The sequence below is a fragment of the Flaviramulus sp. BrNp1-15 genome (genome assembly GCF_022259695.1).
Taxonomy (GTDB): domain Bacteria; phylum Bacteroidota; class Bacteroidia; order Flavobacteriales; family Flavobacteriaceae; genus BrNp1-15.
Genome location: NZ_CP092099.1, coordinates 1287162 through 1302177, shown reverse-complemented (window position 1 = coordinate 1302177; position 15016 = coordinate 1287162). Strand labels below are relative to the sequence as shown.

The 15016-nt window shown below is 30.0% G+C and carries 15 protein-coding genes; 14 read left to right on the top strand and 1 reads right to left on the bottom strand.

Going from position 1 to position 15016, the window contains the following annotated elements:
- The first annotated feature begins 84 nt into the window (after window positions 1-84).
- The 11 genes from MBM09_RS05850 (at window position 85) to MBM09_RS05800 (ending at window position 11281) form a co-directional block, all read left to right on the top strand.
- A complete protein-coding gene (locus tag MBM09_RS05850; protein WP_238675911.1) occupies window positions 85-1275 on the top strand; it encodes a pyridoxal phosphate-dependent aminotransferase in 1191 nt (396 codons plus the stop codon).
- Entirely contained in the window at window positions 1275-2288 is a 1014-nt protein-coding gene (murB, locus tag MBM09_RS05845) for a UDP-N-acetylmuramate dehydrogenase (RefSeq protein WP_238675910.1), read from the top strand. Before MBM09_RS05850 ends, murB begins: the two co-directional genes overlap by 1 nt.
- Before the next feature lie 67 nt (window positions 2289-2355).
- Window positions 2356-2886 (top strand): RNA polymerase sigma factor, encoded by a 531-nt coding sequence (locus MBM09_RS05840; RefSeq protein WP_238675909.1) that lies wholly within the window; start codon window positions 2356-2358, stop codon window positions 2884-2886.
- A 12-nt stretch (window positions 2887-2898) separates the two neighbouring features.
- Window positions 2899-3687 carry an anti-sigma factor gene (locus tag MBM09_RS05835; protein WP_238675908.1) on the top strand — a complete coding sequence of 263 codons (789 nt, stop codon included), beginning with the start codon at window positions 2899-2901 and terminating at the stop codon, window positions 3685-3687.
- A 299-nt stretch (window positions 3688-3986) separates the two neighbouring features.
- Window positions 3987-4190 carry a membrane or secreted protein gene (locus MBM09_RS05830; protein ID WP_238675907.1) on the top strand — a complete coding sequence of 68 codons (204 nt, stop codon included), beginning with the start codon at window positions 3987-3989 and terminating at the stop codon, window positions 4188-4190.
- A 6-nt stretch (window positions 4191-4196) separates the two neighbouring features.
- Window positions 4197-5309 (top strand): glycosyltransferase, encoded by a 1113-nt coding sequence (locus MBM09_RS05825; RefSeq protein ID WP_238675906.1) that lies wholly within the window; start codon window positions 4197-4199, stop codon window positions 5307-5309.
- A complete protein-coding gene (locus MBM09_RS05820) occupies window positions 5300-5845 on the top strand; it encodes an RNA polymerase sigma factor (RefSeq protein WP_238675905.1) in 546 nt (181 codons plus the stop codon). Before MBM09_RS05825 ends, MBM09_RS05820 begins: the two co-directional genes overlap by 10 nt.
- Entirely contained in the window at window positions 5846-7060 is a 1215-nt protein-coding gene (locus MBM09_RS05815) for an Nramp family divalent metal transporter (RefSeq protein ID WP_238675904.1), read from the top strand.
- A gap of 48 nt (window positions 7061-7108) precedes the next feature.
- Window positions 7109-7987, top strand: a complete 879-nt coding sequence (gene lipA, locus MBM09_RS05810) for a lipoyl synthase (RefSeq protein WP_238675903.1) — start codon at window positions 7109-7111, stop codon at window positions 7985-7987.
- A 2-nt stretch (window positions 7988-7989) separates the two neighbouring features.
- Complete coding sequence (gap, locus tag MBM09_RS05805; protein ID WP_238675902.1) at window positions 7990-9006, top strand: type I glyceraldehyde-3-phosphate dehydrogenase; 1017 nt, start codon at window positions 7990-7992, stop codon at window positions 9004-9006.
- Window positions 9007-9034: 28 nt separating this feature from the next.
- Window positions 9035-11281, top strand: a complete 2247-nt coding sequence (locus tag MBM09_RS05800; RefSeq protein WP_238675901.1) for an ATP-binding protein — start codon at window positions 9035-9037, stop codon at window positions 11279-11281.
- Here the strand turns inward: MBM09_RS05800 and lpxK are convergent.
- Window positions 11268-12275 carry a tetraacyldisaccharide 4'-kinase gene (gene lpxK, locus MBM09_RS05795; protein ID WP_238675900.1) on the bottom strand — a complete coding sequence of 336 codons (1008 nt, stop codon included), beginning with the start codon at window positions 12273-12275 and terminating at the stop codon, window positions 11268-11270. The genes MBM09_RS05800 and lpxK overlap by 14 nt on opposite strands.
- A gap of 55 nt (window positions 12276-12330) precedes the next feature.
- Between lpxK and MBM09_RS05790 the strand changes: the two genes are divergently transcribed.
- The 3 genes from MBM09_RS05790 to msrA all read left to right on the top strand — a co-directional run bounded on the left by MBM09_RS05790 (window position 12331) and on the right by msrA (window position 14992).
- Window positions 12331-13425: a Nif3-like dinuclear metal center hexameric protein gene (locus MBM09_RS05790; RefSeq protein WP_238675899.1), complete on the top strand. Its 1095-nt coding sequence runs from the start codon at window positions 12331-12333 to the stop codon at window positions 13423-13425.
- 3 nt (window positions 13426-13428) lie between these two features.
- Window positions 13429-14208 (top strand): zinc ribbon domain-containing protein, encoded by a 780-nt coding sequence (locus MBM09_RS05785; protein ID WP_238675898.1) that lies wholly within the window; start codon window positions 13429-13431, stop codon window positions 14206-14208.
- 127 nt (window positions 14209-14335) lie between these two features.
- Window positions 14336-14992, top strand: a complete 657-nt coding sequence (gene msrA / locus MBM09_RS05780) for a peptide-methionine (S)-S-oxide reductase MsrA (RefSeq protein ID WP_238675897.1) — start codon at window positions 14336-14338, stop codon at window positions 14990-14992.
- Window positions 14993-15016 lie beyond the last annotated feature (24 nt).

The following is a 15016-nucleotide window of genomic DNA, read 5'->3' as shown; positions in this document are numbered from 1 at the left end:
TTTCAATTATCATATTTATTTAAAGCCATTTTTTAAAAAAACTTTAAGATAATTTTCTCAACTTTGTGAAATAATTAATAATAAATGCCGTCAATTTCTAAAAAAGGGCAGTTAATGCCTCAATCTCCCATACGTAAATTAGTACCATATGCAGAACAAGCTGTAAAAAATGGCAAATCTATTTACTACTTAAATATAGGGCAACCAGATATAAAAACTCCTCAAATTGCTTTACAAGCTGTAAAGGATAGTAATATTGAGGTTTTGGCTTATTCTAGGTCTGAAGGTTCTGAAATTTACAGACAAAAAATTGCAAACTATTACAGTAAGCATGATATAGATGTTAGTCATGATGATATTATTGTAACTACTGGTGGAAGCGAAGCTTTACTTTTTGCCTTCGGAAGTATTATGGATGTTGATAATGAAATTATTATCCCAGAACCATTTTATGCAAATTATAATGGCTTTTCAACAGCTTCTGGAGTTAAAGTAGTTCCTGTAATTTCAAAAATTGAAGACAATTTTGCATTACCTGCAATTGAGGAATTTGAAAAACTAATTACACCAAAAACTAAAGCTATATTAATATGTAATCCCGGAAATCCAACAGGATACCTTTATTCAAAAGGCGACATACAAAAACTTGCAGCTATTGTAAAAAAACATGATTTATTTTTAATTGCTGATGAAGTTTACAGAGAATTTACATACGATGGCAATACACATTATTCTATAATGCAAGAATCTGGTTTAAAAGACCATGCTATAATGATTGATTCCGTTTCAAAACGCTACAGCATGTGTGGTGCAAGAATAGGTTGTTTAGTTTCTAAAAACAAAAGTGTTATACAAACTGTTTTAAAATTTGCTCAAGCACGATTGAGCCCACCAACCTTAGCTCAAATTGCCAGTGAAGCTGCACTTGATACACCAAAAAGTTATTTTGATGATGTCATTGAAGAATATGTTGAGCGTAGAAACACTTTAGTATCAGAATTGCAAAAAATAGAAGGTGTTAAAGTAGGAAAACCTAAAGGTGCTTTTTATTGTATTGCAGAATTGCCTGTAAAAAATTCAGATGATTTTGCACAGTGGTTACTGGAACATTTTGATGTTGATGGCGAGACTATTATGGTTGCTCCTGCTGGCGGATTTTACTCAACCCCAAGCGTAGGTTTAAACCAAATCAGGATTGCGTACGTACTTAAAAAAGAAAGTTTAATAAAAGCAGTAAATATTTTAAAAGAAGCCTTAAAAGTTTATAAAGACTAGTGCAAATACTCAAAAATATATCTTTAAAACCATACAATACATTTGGCATTGATGTTTTAGCAAAGCATTTTGTTTCAATTAGTAATATTGATGATTTAAAGCAAATACTATCATTAAACGAATTTCCAAACAAACTTTTATTAGGTGGTGGCAGTAATATGCTGTTAACACAAGATTTTGATGGTTTGGTTATTCACATCAATTTAAAAGGCATAGAAATTACCTTTGAAGATGATGATGTTGTGCATGTAAAAGCTAATGCAGGTGAAAATTGGCATGAATTTGTACTTTGGTGTATTGATAAAGGTTTTGGTGGTATTGAGAATTTATCTTTAATACCAGGAAATGTTGGTACGGCTCCTATTCAAAATATTGGTGCTTACGGTGTTGAACTTAAAGATGTTTTTGAATCTTGTGAAGCAATTTCCTTAGAGAATAATCAAATTCAAAAATTTACAAAAACCGACTGTGATTTTGGTTACAGAAATTCCATTTTTAAGCAACATGCAAAAGGAAAATTTATAATAACTAGTGTAATTTTTAAACTTACTAAGCATAGTCATAACTTAAATACTAATTACGGCGCCATTACATTTCAACTTGAAAAAATGGGCATTACAAAACCTACTATAAAAGATGTTTCAAATGCAGTAACTTTAATTAGAAAAAGCAAATTACCAGACCCAAAAGACATTGGTAATAGTGGTAGTTTTTTTAAAAATCCTGTAATTTCAAAACATCAATTTAATACACTTACATACAATTTTAAAGATATTCCCAGTTATCCAGTAAATGAAAATGAAGTAAAAGTACCTGCTGGTTGGCTTATTGAAAAAGCAGGTTTTAAAGGCAAACGTTTTGGCAATTATGGGGTTCATAAAAACCAAGCCTTAGTACTTGTAAATTATGGTGATGCAAAAGGTGAAGACATTTTAAATCTTTCAAGATTAATTCAAAAAACTGTAAAACGCCTTTTTGATATTTCTATTGAAGCCGAAGTGAATATCTTATAATCTAAAAGAAATTTCTAACTTTGATATTATTTTTATTTAATAACATTATAAACTAAACCAACTTAGCTTGATTTCAGCCATAGAAAAAGAAATAGTTGCATTGTTGCAAAAAAGCGACAAAAAAGCCATTAGTTTACTATACGAAAACTATGCTGATGCACTTTACGGTGTTATTAAAAAAGTAATTACAGATGAGGACACTGCACAAGATGTGCTTCAAGAAACTTTTGTTAAAATTTGGCGATATTCAAAAAAATACGATTCTAGCAAAGCAAAACTATTTACCTGGCTATACAGAATTGCGTATAACACTGCTATTGACAAAGTTAGGTCTCTTAAAAATAAAAATGGTAAAGAAGTCCAAATAGAAACTTCTGCCGTATATAAAGTATCATCTGGAGAATTAAATCAGGATGTTTTAGATATAAAAAAGCATCTAAGTAGTTTAGATGAGAAATATCAAATTGTTATTAATGCGCTCTTTTTTGAGGGCATGACACAACAAGAAGCTAGCGACGAACTTGATATTCCGTTAGGAACAATCAAATCGAGATTAAAAATTGGATTACGAGAATTGAAAAAAATTTACAATCCTTAACTAAACATAGTCATGAATGAGAAAATAAATACTTTTTTAAATTCTGGCCTATTAGACAAATATCTACTAGGTGAAACTACTTCTGTTGAAACAGAAATGGTGGAGTCTTACATTTCAAAATACCCAGAAGTACAGAATGCCTACAATACATTACAATACAACCTAGAAGTGGTTGCTAAAAGTAATGCCGTTGAAGCCCCTAAAGGCATCTTAAATAACATTTTAGATGAACTTGATGAAAGCCCTGTTATTAAATTAAACACTCAGATAAAATACAAAAAGTGGTACAAATTTAGTATTGCAGCCAGTATTGCAGCGTTACTTTTTGCAGGAACTTCTTATATATTCTACAGTCAAAACCAAAAACTATCTGAAGAAAACCAGGTTGTTGTTGATGAAATTTTTGATTTACGTGGAGATATTGAGAAAAACAACAAAATGCTAGACAATGTTATGCGTCAGTTATTAAAGCTTAATAATCCTGAAACTGAAAAATATATTATCACAGGAAATGAAAGAGCCAAAAACTTAAAAACTGTAGCATACATTAATCCAAAAGAAAAAACATCAATGATTGATGTGGTATCTTTACCAGAATTACCAGAAGAGCAATGCTACCAAATATGGGCAGATATACAAGGTAAAATGGTAAGTTTAGGTATTTTAAACGAAGCAGATAGAAAGCTTAGAAATATCCCTTATATGGAAGATGCTTTAGCATTAAGCATAACAATAGAGCCTAAAGGAGGAAATAGTGTAGCTTCGGTAAAGAACTCTGTAGCACAAATAAGCTTACAGTAATTGAACAAAACTTTATAAAAATTAAAAGCCTCATTTTTATTAAATAAAATGAGGCTTTTTCATGCTAAAAATCAACTCTAAACTACTCTTTATCAAATAATGTTTTTAAAACATTAAAAATTAATAGCACTAACTAACTCAGTATTTTTATGCCTATAATTTTTCAAAACAACTACCCTATATTATAAACATTTAATTTTAAGACACATAAAACAAAAAAAAGTCACAAATCTTATTGATTTAGTTTTTCAAAAAATTATAATCAAAACATTATCTTTGCATAAATATTTTTATCATTTATGAAACTCTTTTTTATAACTTTAATTTTATTGGGTTTGGCTATTGCTGGAATAGCGATTAAGATATGGGCAAAAAAAGATGGAAAATTTGCTGGTACTTGTGCAAGCCAAAATCCAATGTTAAATAAAGACGGAGAAGCTTGCGGGTTTTGCGGAAAAACTCCAGATCAATTTAGCGATTGTAACGAACCTCAACACTCATAAACCTATATGGGTTTTCTTGATTTTATTTTCTACACGTTTATTGTTGTAGTTTTTATTCAAGTTATTTTTTACATATTCTTCTTTGGTAGATTTGCTTTTCTAAAAGAGAAAAAAACGTCTTCAAAAAACATTCCTATATCAGTCATTATTTGTGCTAAAAATGAAGCTGAAAACCTAAAAACATTTTTACCATCAATTATTGAACAAGAGTACCCAAATTTTGAAATTGTTTTAATTAATGATGCATCGCATGATAAAACATTAAAAGTCATGGAGTATTTTTCTAAACTACATCAAAATATTAAAATTGTAGATGTAAAAAATATTGAAGCATTTTGGGGAAATAAAAAATACGCTCTAACACTTGGCATAAAAGCATCAACACACGACTTTCTTTTATTTACTGATGCAGATTGCAAACCAGTTTCAAAATATTGGATTAAGGAAATGAGTTCACATTTTAATAATAAAACTTCAATAGTTTTAGGTTATGGTGCATACTCAAAAATTAAAAAATCTTTTTTAAACAAACTTATCCGTTTTGAAACCTTAGTAACTGCAATAACTTATTTTTCATTTAGCAAATTAGGAATTCCTTACATGGGTGTTGGTAGAAATTTAGCTTACACTAAAAAAGATTTCTTTAATGCTAATGGTTTCATAAGCCATATAAAAGTGCGTTCTGGAGACGATGATTTGTTTGTTAATCAAGTAGCAAACAATAAAAATACTACTATCTCTTTTTCAAAAGATAGTTTTACAGAATCAGTACCCAAAACAACGTTCAAAGATTGGTTTAAACAAAAGAGACGCCATGTTTCAACAGCTAAATATTATAAACTAAAGCACAAAATATTATTAACTTTAATTTATTGCTCACAGTTTTTATTTTGGGTTTTAGCATTAGCCTTACTTATCACTACTTTTAAATGGCAAATAGTTTGTGGATTGATATTATTTCGTGTTGTTTTACAATATATTATTTTTGGTAAGTCATCAAAAAAACTAGGAGAAACAGACCTATTATTTTTCCTCCCTTTTTTAGAAATATTTTTAATTACTGCACAATTAACTATCTTTATAAACAATCTTATCTCAAAACCTAACCATTGGAAATAGAGGAAGCTATTAAACGTGCTAAAGCAAACGACCAGAAAGCATTTAATTATTTATTAGACACCTTTTGGGATGATATTTACGGATTTCAATTAAAACGCACTGAAAATGAGAATGATGCAGAAGACATCACCATTCAAACGTTCTCTAAAGCATTTGACAAAATTGAAACTTTTGATGAAAACTACAAGTTTAAAACGTGGTTAACTACTATTTCAAAGAATATTCATATTGATTTATTACGAAAAGAAAAACATTCTATTTCTCAGGTTATATCAAAAGATAATAGAGAAGTTTTACAAATTTTAGACGAATCACCTTCACCTGAAGACAAACTTATTACAGAGCAACATTTAGCAAAATTACTTCGTGATATTAAAAAGCTAAAACCACACTATCAAGAAGTTATTAACCTACGTTATTTTCAAGAATTAAGCTATAAGGAAATTTCAAAAGAGCTTAAAGAGCCTATTAATAATGTTAAAGTAAAATTACTTCGCGCAAAAAAACTACTCGCCGAAATTATTAGAGATAAATAAATGATCACTAAACTTAAAAACTTAGGTCCGGGATTATTATTTGCTGGTGCTGCAATAGGCGTGTCTCATTTAGTACAATCTACTAGAGCTGGTGCCGATTTTGGACTAGGTTTACTTTGGGCTTTACTTTTAATACACTTATTTAAATATCCGTTTTTTCAATTTGGTCCTCGTTATGCCACTGCCACAGGAGAAAGTCTTTTAGATGGCTACAATAAGCTCGGAAAAGGTGTTTTAATAGCTTATTTTATTTTAAGCTTAGCCACAATGTTTACCATTCAAACCGCTGTAACCATTGTAACTGCCGGTATAGCATCTACTCTATTTGGCGATTTAATAAGTGTTAAAGTTTGGACTGTTATTATTTTATTGGTTTGTTTAAGTTTATTAATTATTGGCAAATACAAGTTACTAGATAGGTTAATGAAAATCATCATTATTACATTAACCATTAGTACTATAGCTGCAGTAAGTATTGCTTTATTTAATAACTCAAATACATTAGATTTTAAACAAGTATTACCCGAAAACCCAATAGAGATTGCCTTTTTAATAGCTTTTATGGGTTGGATGCCAGCACCTCTAGATATTGCTGTTTGGCAATCGTTATGGTCTATTGAGAAAAATAAAGACACTAAACAATACAATACTAAATCTGCTTTGTTTGATTTTAATATTGGCTATTTTGGTACTATTGTTTTAGGTGTTTGCTTTGTGCTTCTGGGTACTCTAGTCATGTTTAATAGTGGAGAAACTTTTAGTAGTTCTGCTAGTGTTTTTTCAGGTCAATTAATAAACATGTATACATTAAATCTAGGTGATTGGGCTTACATTATTATTGGTATAGCTGCTTTTACAACTATGTTCAGTACAACTTTAACCACACTAGACGCGTCTCCCAGAGCTATGGCAAAAACTTCAGAATTGCTTTTAAAAAAAACAACTAAACTGAACTATGTTTTTTGGATTTCAATACTTTCTATTGGAACCATTGCTATCTTTTTATTTCTAGCTTCAGAAATGGGTTTATTAATCAAAATTGCTACTATTTTATCTTTCATAACAGCACCTTTTTACGCTATTATAAGTTATAAATTAATTTGCAGCAAACACACTCCAAAAGCATGTCATCCATCAAAACAACTTCATTTTTTAAGTTGGCTAGGTATTGCGTTTTTAATAGGGTTTAGCATTTGGTACCTTACAACTATTTAGAGCATTTTAAAAGAATACTTTGTATCTTTGCTGCTTTATTTTAGATATATGAATACCGATACAGTTTCTAATATATTACCAGAACGTCAACCCAAACCAAAATGGCTTCGTGTTAAACTTCCAACAGGAAAAAAATACACCGAACTAAGAGGTTTAGTAGATAAGTACAAGCTCAATACTATTTGCACCTCAGGAAGCTGTCCAAATATGGGTGAATGCTGGGGAGAGGGTACCGCTACCTTTATGATTTTGGGTAACATTTGTACACGTTCTTGTGGATTTTGTGGTGTAAAAACGGGACGACCTGAAACTGTTGATTGGGATGAACCTGAAAAAGTAGCGCGCTCTATAAAAATTATGAAAATTAAGCATGCTGTTTTAACCAGTGTAGATAGAGACGATTTAAAAGATATGGGAAGTATTATGTGGGCAGAAACTGTTAAAGCAGTGCGACGCATGAATCCAGAAACCACACTTGAGACACTAATTCCTGATTTTCAAGGCATAGAACAACATATTGATAGAATTATTGATGTTGCTCCAGAAGTGGTATCTCATAACATTGAAACGGTTCGTCGTTTAACTCGTGAGGTTAGAATACAAGCGCAATACGACAGAAGTTTAGGCGTTTTAAAATATTTAAAACAACAAGGACAACGTAGAACTAAATCTGGAATTATGCTTGGTTTGGGTGAAACCCGTGAAGAAGTTATAGAAACACTACACGATTTAAAAGCTAATAATGTAGATGTGATAACTATTGGTCAATACTTACAACCAAGTAAAAAACACTTACCAGTCAAACAATTTATTAATCCAGATCAGTTTAAAGAATACGAAGAAATTGGTTTAGATTTAGGTTTCCGTCATGTTGAAAGTAGTGCTTTAGTAAGATCGTCTTACCGAGCACAAAAACATATTAATTAATTATGATTAATGTTGCTATCAATGGTTTTGGTAGAATAGGCAGACGTGTTTTTAGACTACTTCAAGACTATAAAAACATTCAAGTTGTTGCTATAAACGATTTAGCAGAAACTAAAACCTTAAGCCATTTATTGAAATACGATAGTGTTCATGGCATTTTTAATGGAGACGTTTCATACGACACAAATCATATTATAGCTAATGGACAACATATTCCTTTATTAAACAAAAAGCACCCAAAAGACATTATTTGGAAACCTTTTGATGTGGATTTTGTGATTGAGTCTACTGGAAAGTTTAAAACTACTTCAGATATAGAATTCCATATAAAAAACGGAGCAAAACAAGTTATTTTAAGTGTTCCTCCAATTGAAGATGACATAAAAACTATTGTATTGGGTGTGAATGATGAAAGTATTGATGGTAAAGAAACTATTATTTCTAACGCATCTTGTACAACAAATAATGCGGCACCAATGATTGATATCATCAATAAACTATGTGGTATTAATCAAGCTTACATTACAACCGTTCATTCTTATACAACAGACCAAAGTTTACACGATCAACCTCATCGCGATCTACGTCGGGCAAGAGCTGCAAGTCAATCTATAGTGCCAACAACGACAGGAGCTGCAAAAGCACTTACTAAAATATTCCCAGAACTTTCAGATGTTATTGGAGGTTGCGGTATTAGAGTACCTGTAATAAATGGCTCATTAACTGATATTACTTTCAATGTAAAAAAAACAGTTTCAATACAAGATATTAATAATGCTTTTAAAGAAGCATCTCAAAATCAATATAAAAATATTTTAGAATATACTGAAGACCCAATTGTTTCTATTGACATTGTTGGAAATACACATTCTTGTGTCTTTGATTCACAAATGACATCAGTTATAGGTAATATGGTAAAAATAATTGGTTGGTATGACAATGAAACTGGATATTCTAAGAGAATAATTGACCTATTATGTAATTTATCGGAAAAAAAATGCGTTTTGTCGATAAAATAATTATATTTGTCTTTAATATTATTTATAAATGTCCCAGATTAAAAACTACATATATATAGTATTAATGCTTTTCAGCATCGTCGTGTATTCGCAAAAAACAATCGAAAACGACCCTGAAATAGCACAAAACAATATTAATTATCGTATTGAGCAAGCTCAAAACGAACTAGATAATTATAACTACTATAAAGCGCAAAAAAATCTGGACGAAGCTTTACAATTAGCTGAAAAGGCAGATAATAAAAAAAGTATTGGATTAATATATGCTGTAAAAGGTAAACTACAGTTAATTATTGGTGAAGAAGATAAAGCTATTAAATCCCTTAACAAAGCTATTGAAGTACAGCGTATTATAGACGACAATGCTAATTTAGGGAAATCATACAAAATTTTTGGAGATGTTTATTTAGCCAAAAAAGATTATTATCAAGCACTTGATTCCTACACCGCAGCAAAATCTAAATTTGAAGAAGAAGACTTAGATGAAGATTTAGCCGAAACCCTTTTATGTGAGGGAAAAACTTATATGCTTTTAAAAAACTACAGAAAAGCAAGAGCAATAATTGAACAAGCCTTGGCCCAAGCCAAAAAAATAGATTTCTTTAAAATTCAAAGTGATATTCTAATCAATCAAGGGATTGTTTATAATAAACTGGGTGATAATGATAAAGCTCTATCATATGCTACAGAAGGCTTACAATTGGCCAAAGAAAATAAATATACAGATATCTTAAACCAAGGCTACTTAGTAATTAGTAATTTATATAATGAAACTGAAAATTTTAAACTTTCAAGAGATTATCTTAATGAACATATAAAATTATCAGATTCTATTAGAAATGTTACTCGAACTAATGCATCAAAAGAACAAGAAACACAAAGCAAAATAGCTGATATTAATCAAGAATTAGAAGAAGTTTCAGAAAAATTAAAACAATCTGAATCTGATAATAGTTTAGGCACTTTAATCTCTATTTTAAGTGTGGCATTAATTACAATTTTATCACTTTTAACATTATCGCTATACAAAAACAACAACATAAGGTTAAAAACCAACAATATGCTTCACAAGAAAAATTCTGAGCTTATTGTTGCAAAAGAGAAAGCAGAATTAGCATCAAAAACTAAAGCTAATTTCTTGTCTACCGTTACTCATGAGCTAAGAACCCCTCTATATGCGGTTACAGGGTTAAGTAATATGTTGTTGGATGAAAACCCAAAACCAGAACAAATTCAACATTTAAAATCTTTAAAATTCTCAGGAGATTATCTTTTAACTTTTATTAATGACATTCTTCAAATAAATAAAATTGAAGCTAATAAAGTTGATATTGAACCAGAGTCTTTCAACTTAAAAAAGAAAATTAACAATATTATTCTAGCGTTAAGTAATTCTGCATCAGATAATAATATTAAAATTCACTTTGAATACGATAAAGATCTACCAGAAAACTTTATTGCAGATCAATTAAAAATTTCTCAAATTCTTATAAACCTAATTGGTAACTCAATTAAATTTACTCATGATGGAGATATTTGGATTCGTGTTTATAAAATTGAGGAAAAGAATAAAATTTACACACTTCGTTTTGAAGTAGAAGATAACGGTATTGGTATTAGCCAAGAAAAACAAGACCATATGTTTGAAAGTTTTTCTCAAGGTTCAATACAAATTAACCGTAAATACGGTGGTACAGGTTTAGGATTGTCTATTGTAAAAGGTTTAATTGAAATTTTAAAAGGAAAAATTTACGTTAAAAGTGAATTAGAAAAAGGAACCACTTTTTATTTTGAAATACCTTTAGAACATACCAATGTTAAGAAAGCTAAAGAAACTAAGCCAACTTATTTTGAAGGAAACTCTAGTGATATAGACTTAACTAATGTTAAAATCTTGGTGGTTGAAGACAATAAAATCAACCAAATGATTACTAAAAAGATTTTAACTAAAATGGATCTTAAATGTGATATTGTAGATAATGGTGAAGCTGCGGTAGAAAGCATAAAAGCTAATAAGTACGATATTATATTAATGGATATTCATATGCCAGGAATTAGCGGTATTGAAGCCACAAAAATTGTTCGATCTTTTGATAAAGAACTTACCATTTTTGCTCTTACAGCGGTAACCATTGAAGATAAAATGCACGAATTTGAAGAAGCTGGTTTTACTGATATTATACCAAAACCATTTAAACAAGAAGAGTTCGAGAAAAAACTTTACAATGCTTTAGCGGGTAAAAAAGATGCTTCGGCTAGCGCTAGTGCTTCTTAACAAACGCTTTAATTAAACTATTAAATTTTAATTCATCATCTATTTTAACCTTTATTGGTAAATAAAACAATGTCTCTTTTAAAGATTCATATTGTTTTAATCTCATAAAATCTTTCTCAGTAGTTATTATAAGTTCTTTTTTATTTAATTCTAAAATATCCTTTTCTGTAAAATTATAATGATCACTAAAGTTTTGGTGTTCAAATTGCAAATTTTTAGCATTTAAAAAATTAACCAATGGAGTTGCATTAGCAATACCAGTTACTAAACAAAATGATTTTAAATCATTAATGTTTTTTGTAGAATTTGCTGAAATCACAACATCAGAATACATAATAGAGCTAAAAAACACATGCTGATTACCTTTAGCTTTAATCTTATTTATTACAGCATTTTTTTTGGCTTGATTTAAATCATTTGGGCATTTGGTAACCACAATAATATCAGCTCGTTTCGAACCTCTTTTTGGTTCTCTTAAATTTCCTGTTGGCAAAACCATATCATTAAAATATGGATTATGATAAGTGGTAAGTAAAATATTAAACCCAGCTTTTACTTTTCTATGCTGAAAAGCATCATCAAGCAAAATAACTTCTGGCGAATCTTCTAAATTTCTTAATGTTTGTATTCCATTTTGTCTATCGACATCAACACCTACATAAATATCATTATTAAACTTTGTATAAAACTGAAAAGGTTCATCGCCAATAGTTTCAGCAGAAGAGTTCTTATTAGCCAACTGAAATCCTTCTGTTTTTCTTTTATATCCTCTACTTAATGTCGCTACTTTAAATTCATCTTTTAAAATACTAATCAAATACTCTATCATTGGGCTTTTTCCGGTTCCACCAACGCTTAAATTACCAACGCAAATCACAGGAAAGTTATAAGAAACAGACTTTTTTAAACCTAAATCGTATAATTTATTTCGTAACCATGTTATTAAAAAATAAATTGGAACTACTGGAAGTAATATGTATCTCAATATTTTCATCACAACGAAAATATAATATTTATATTTGTTTTAAACCTATAGATAAAAAATAAATATGATTGTTCAAGACGTGATAAATCACTTAGAAGAACTTGCACCTTTAGCTTACGCTGAAGATTTTGATAACGTTGGGCTTTTAGTTGGTAATAAAAACACAAAAGTCACTGGCGTTTTAGTCACTCTAGATACTCTTGAAGCTGTTGTAGACGAAGCTATTTCAGAAAATTGCAACTTAATTGTAAGCTTCCACCCTATTATTTTTAAAGGTTTAAAAAAACTTACTGGCAAGAGTTATGTAGAACGTGTAGTTATGAAAGCCATAAAACATGATATAGCTATTTACAGTATTCACTCAGCTTTAGACAATGCCTTACAAGGTGTAAATGATATGATTTGTAATCAATTAGAATTGACTAACAAACGTATTTTAATTCCGCAAAGCGAAACCATAAAAAAACTAACAACTTACGTTCCTAAAAAAGAAGCTGAAACCTTAAGAGCTGCTTTATTTAAAACTGGAGCAGGTAGTATTGGTAATTATAATGATTGTAGTTTTAATGTTGAAGGTTATGGAACTTTTAACGGCAATGAAAATTCTAACCCTACAAAAGGAGAAAAAGGTTCAATTCACACCGAACAAGAAACAAAAATTACAGTAACTTATGCTAAACATTTAGAATCGCAGGTATTACAAACACTATTTAAAACACATTCATATGAAGAAGTGGCTTACGAAATAACCACTTTAGAAAATAAAAACCAGAATATTGGTATGGGAATGGTTGGTGAATTGTCAAAACCTATAAGTGAATCTGATTTTTTAGCACAATTAAAAACCAAAATGAATACAAAATGCGTGAGGCATTCTGCTTTTTTAAATAAAACCATTAAAAAAATTGCAGTTTTAGGAGGCTCGGGAAGTTTTGCAATTCAAGCTGCTAAAGCATCTGGTGCTGATGCTTTTATAACTGCAGATTTGAAATATCACGACTTTTTTACTGCCGAAAACAGCATTCTTTTAGCCGATATTGGACATTATGAAAGTGAGCAGTTCACAAAAAATCTTTTAGTAGCATATCTTACAAAAAAAATTACTAATTTTGCAATCATTTTATCAAAGACAAATACCAATCCTGTTAAGTATTTTTAAAGTATGGCTAAAAAGAAAGAAGCAACTGTAGAAGAGCGTTTAAGAGCGCTTTACGATTTACAACTCATCGATTCTCGTATAGATGAAATTAGAAATGTTCGTGGAGAACTTCCTTTAGAAGTTCGTGATTTAGAAGATGAAGTTGCTGGATTAAACATAAGACTTGAAAAGCTTGTTGCTAATTTAGAAGTAATAGATAACGACATTGCTGGAAAGAAAAACTTAATTGAAGAGTCTAAGGCTTTAATTAAAAAATATAGCGAGCAACAAAAAAATGTTAGAAATAACAGAGAATATAATTCTTTAACTAAAGAAGTTGAATTTCAAGAACTTGAAATTGAATTAGCTGAAAAACACATTAAAGAATTTAAAGCTCAAATAGAGCAGAAAAAAGAAGTTATAGCTGAAACTAAAGAGAAGCTAAAAGAGCGTGAAACACACTTAAAGCATAAAAAAGGTGAGTTAGACGCTATTTTAAGTGAAACTGAAAAAGAAGAGCAAGCTTTAATTACTAAGTCTGAAGAATATAAAGAACAAATTGAAGACCGTTTAGTTGCTGCTTATACCAGAATTAGAAACAACGTAAAAAATGGTTTAGCAGTTGTACCAATTGAAAGAGGTGCTTCTGGCGGTTCTTTCTTCACTATTCCGCCACAAGTGCAAGTAGAAATTGCTTCTCGTAAAAAAGTAATTACAGATGAGCACAGTGGACGTATTTTAGTTGACGCTGCTTTAGCCGAAGAACAAAAAGCAAAAATGGAAAAAATGTTTTCTAAACTTTAATTCATTTTAAAAACATACACTTTTAAAAGCCTTCATTAACCTGAAGGCTTTTTTTATGATTAATTTCACTAAATTACCTTTAAGGTTTCTTAACTTTCAACGTCTATTAAAAAGAAAAACAAAACGCATGAAAAGAATTATTCCACTTTTATTTATAACCTTACTTTTTAATTGTAAAAATGATGCACAAAACAAAAAGGAACAACAGGCTGTAATTAATGCTGAACCTATTGAAGTATCAATGAAAAATGGAAAAGCACGCGCCTATTTTGCAAGTGGTTGTTTTTGGTGTGTAGAAGCCATTTATGAAAGTGTAAAAGGTGTTGAAGAATCTATTTCGGGATATGCTGGAGGACATACAAAGAATCCGACTTACGAAGCTAGTAATACAGGCAGAACAGGACACGCTGAAGCTGTAGAGATTATTTATGATCCAAAAGTGGTAAGTTTTGCCACTTTAGTTGATGTCTATTTTGCATCACAAAATATTACCCAAGTAAACGGACAAGGTAATGATAGAGGTCCTCAATACCGATCTATTATTTTTTATCAAAATGATGAACAAAAACAAATCATTCTAAACAAAATTAAAGTCTTAGAAAAAGAGTTAAATGTAAAAGTAGCCGCAGAAGTATATCCGTTTCAAAAGTTTTGGGTTGCCGAAGATTATCATCAAGATTATGAAAAACTACATCCAAATCACCCATATATTCAAAATGTCTCCATACCAAGATTAAATAGGTTTAAAGCTAAAATGCCTAAAGTTTTAAAAGAAACTCATTAAACTAGATTATAAAATAAAAACATT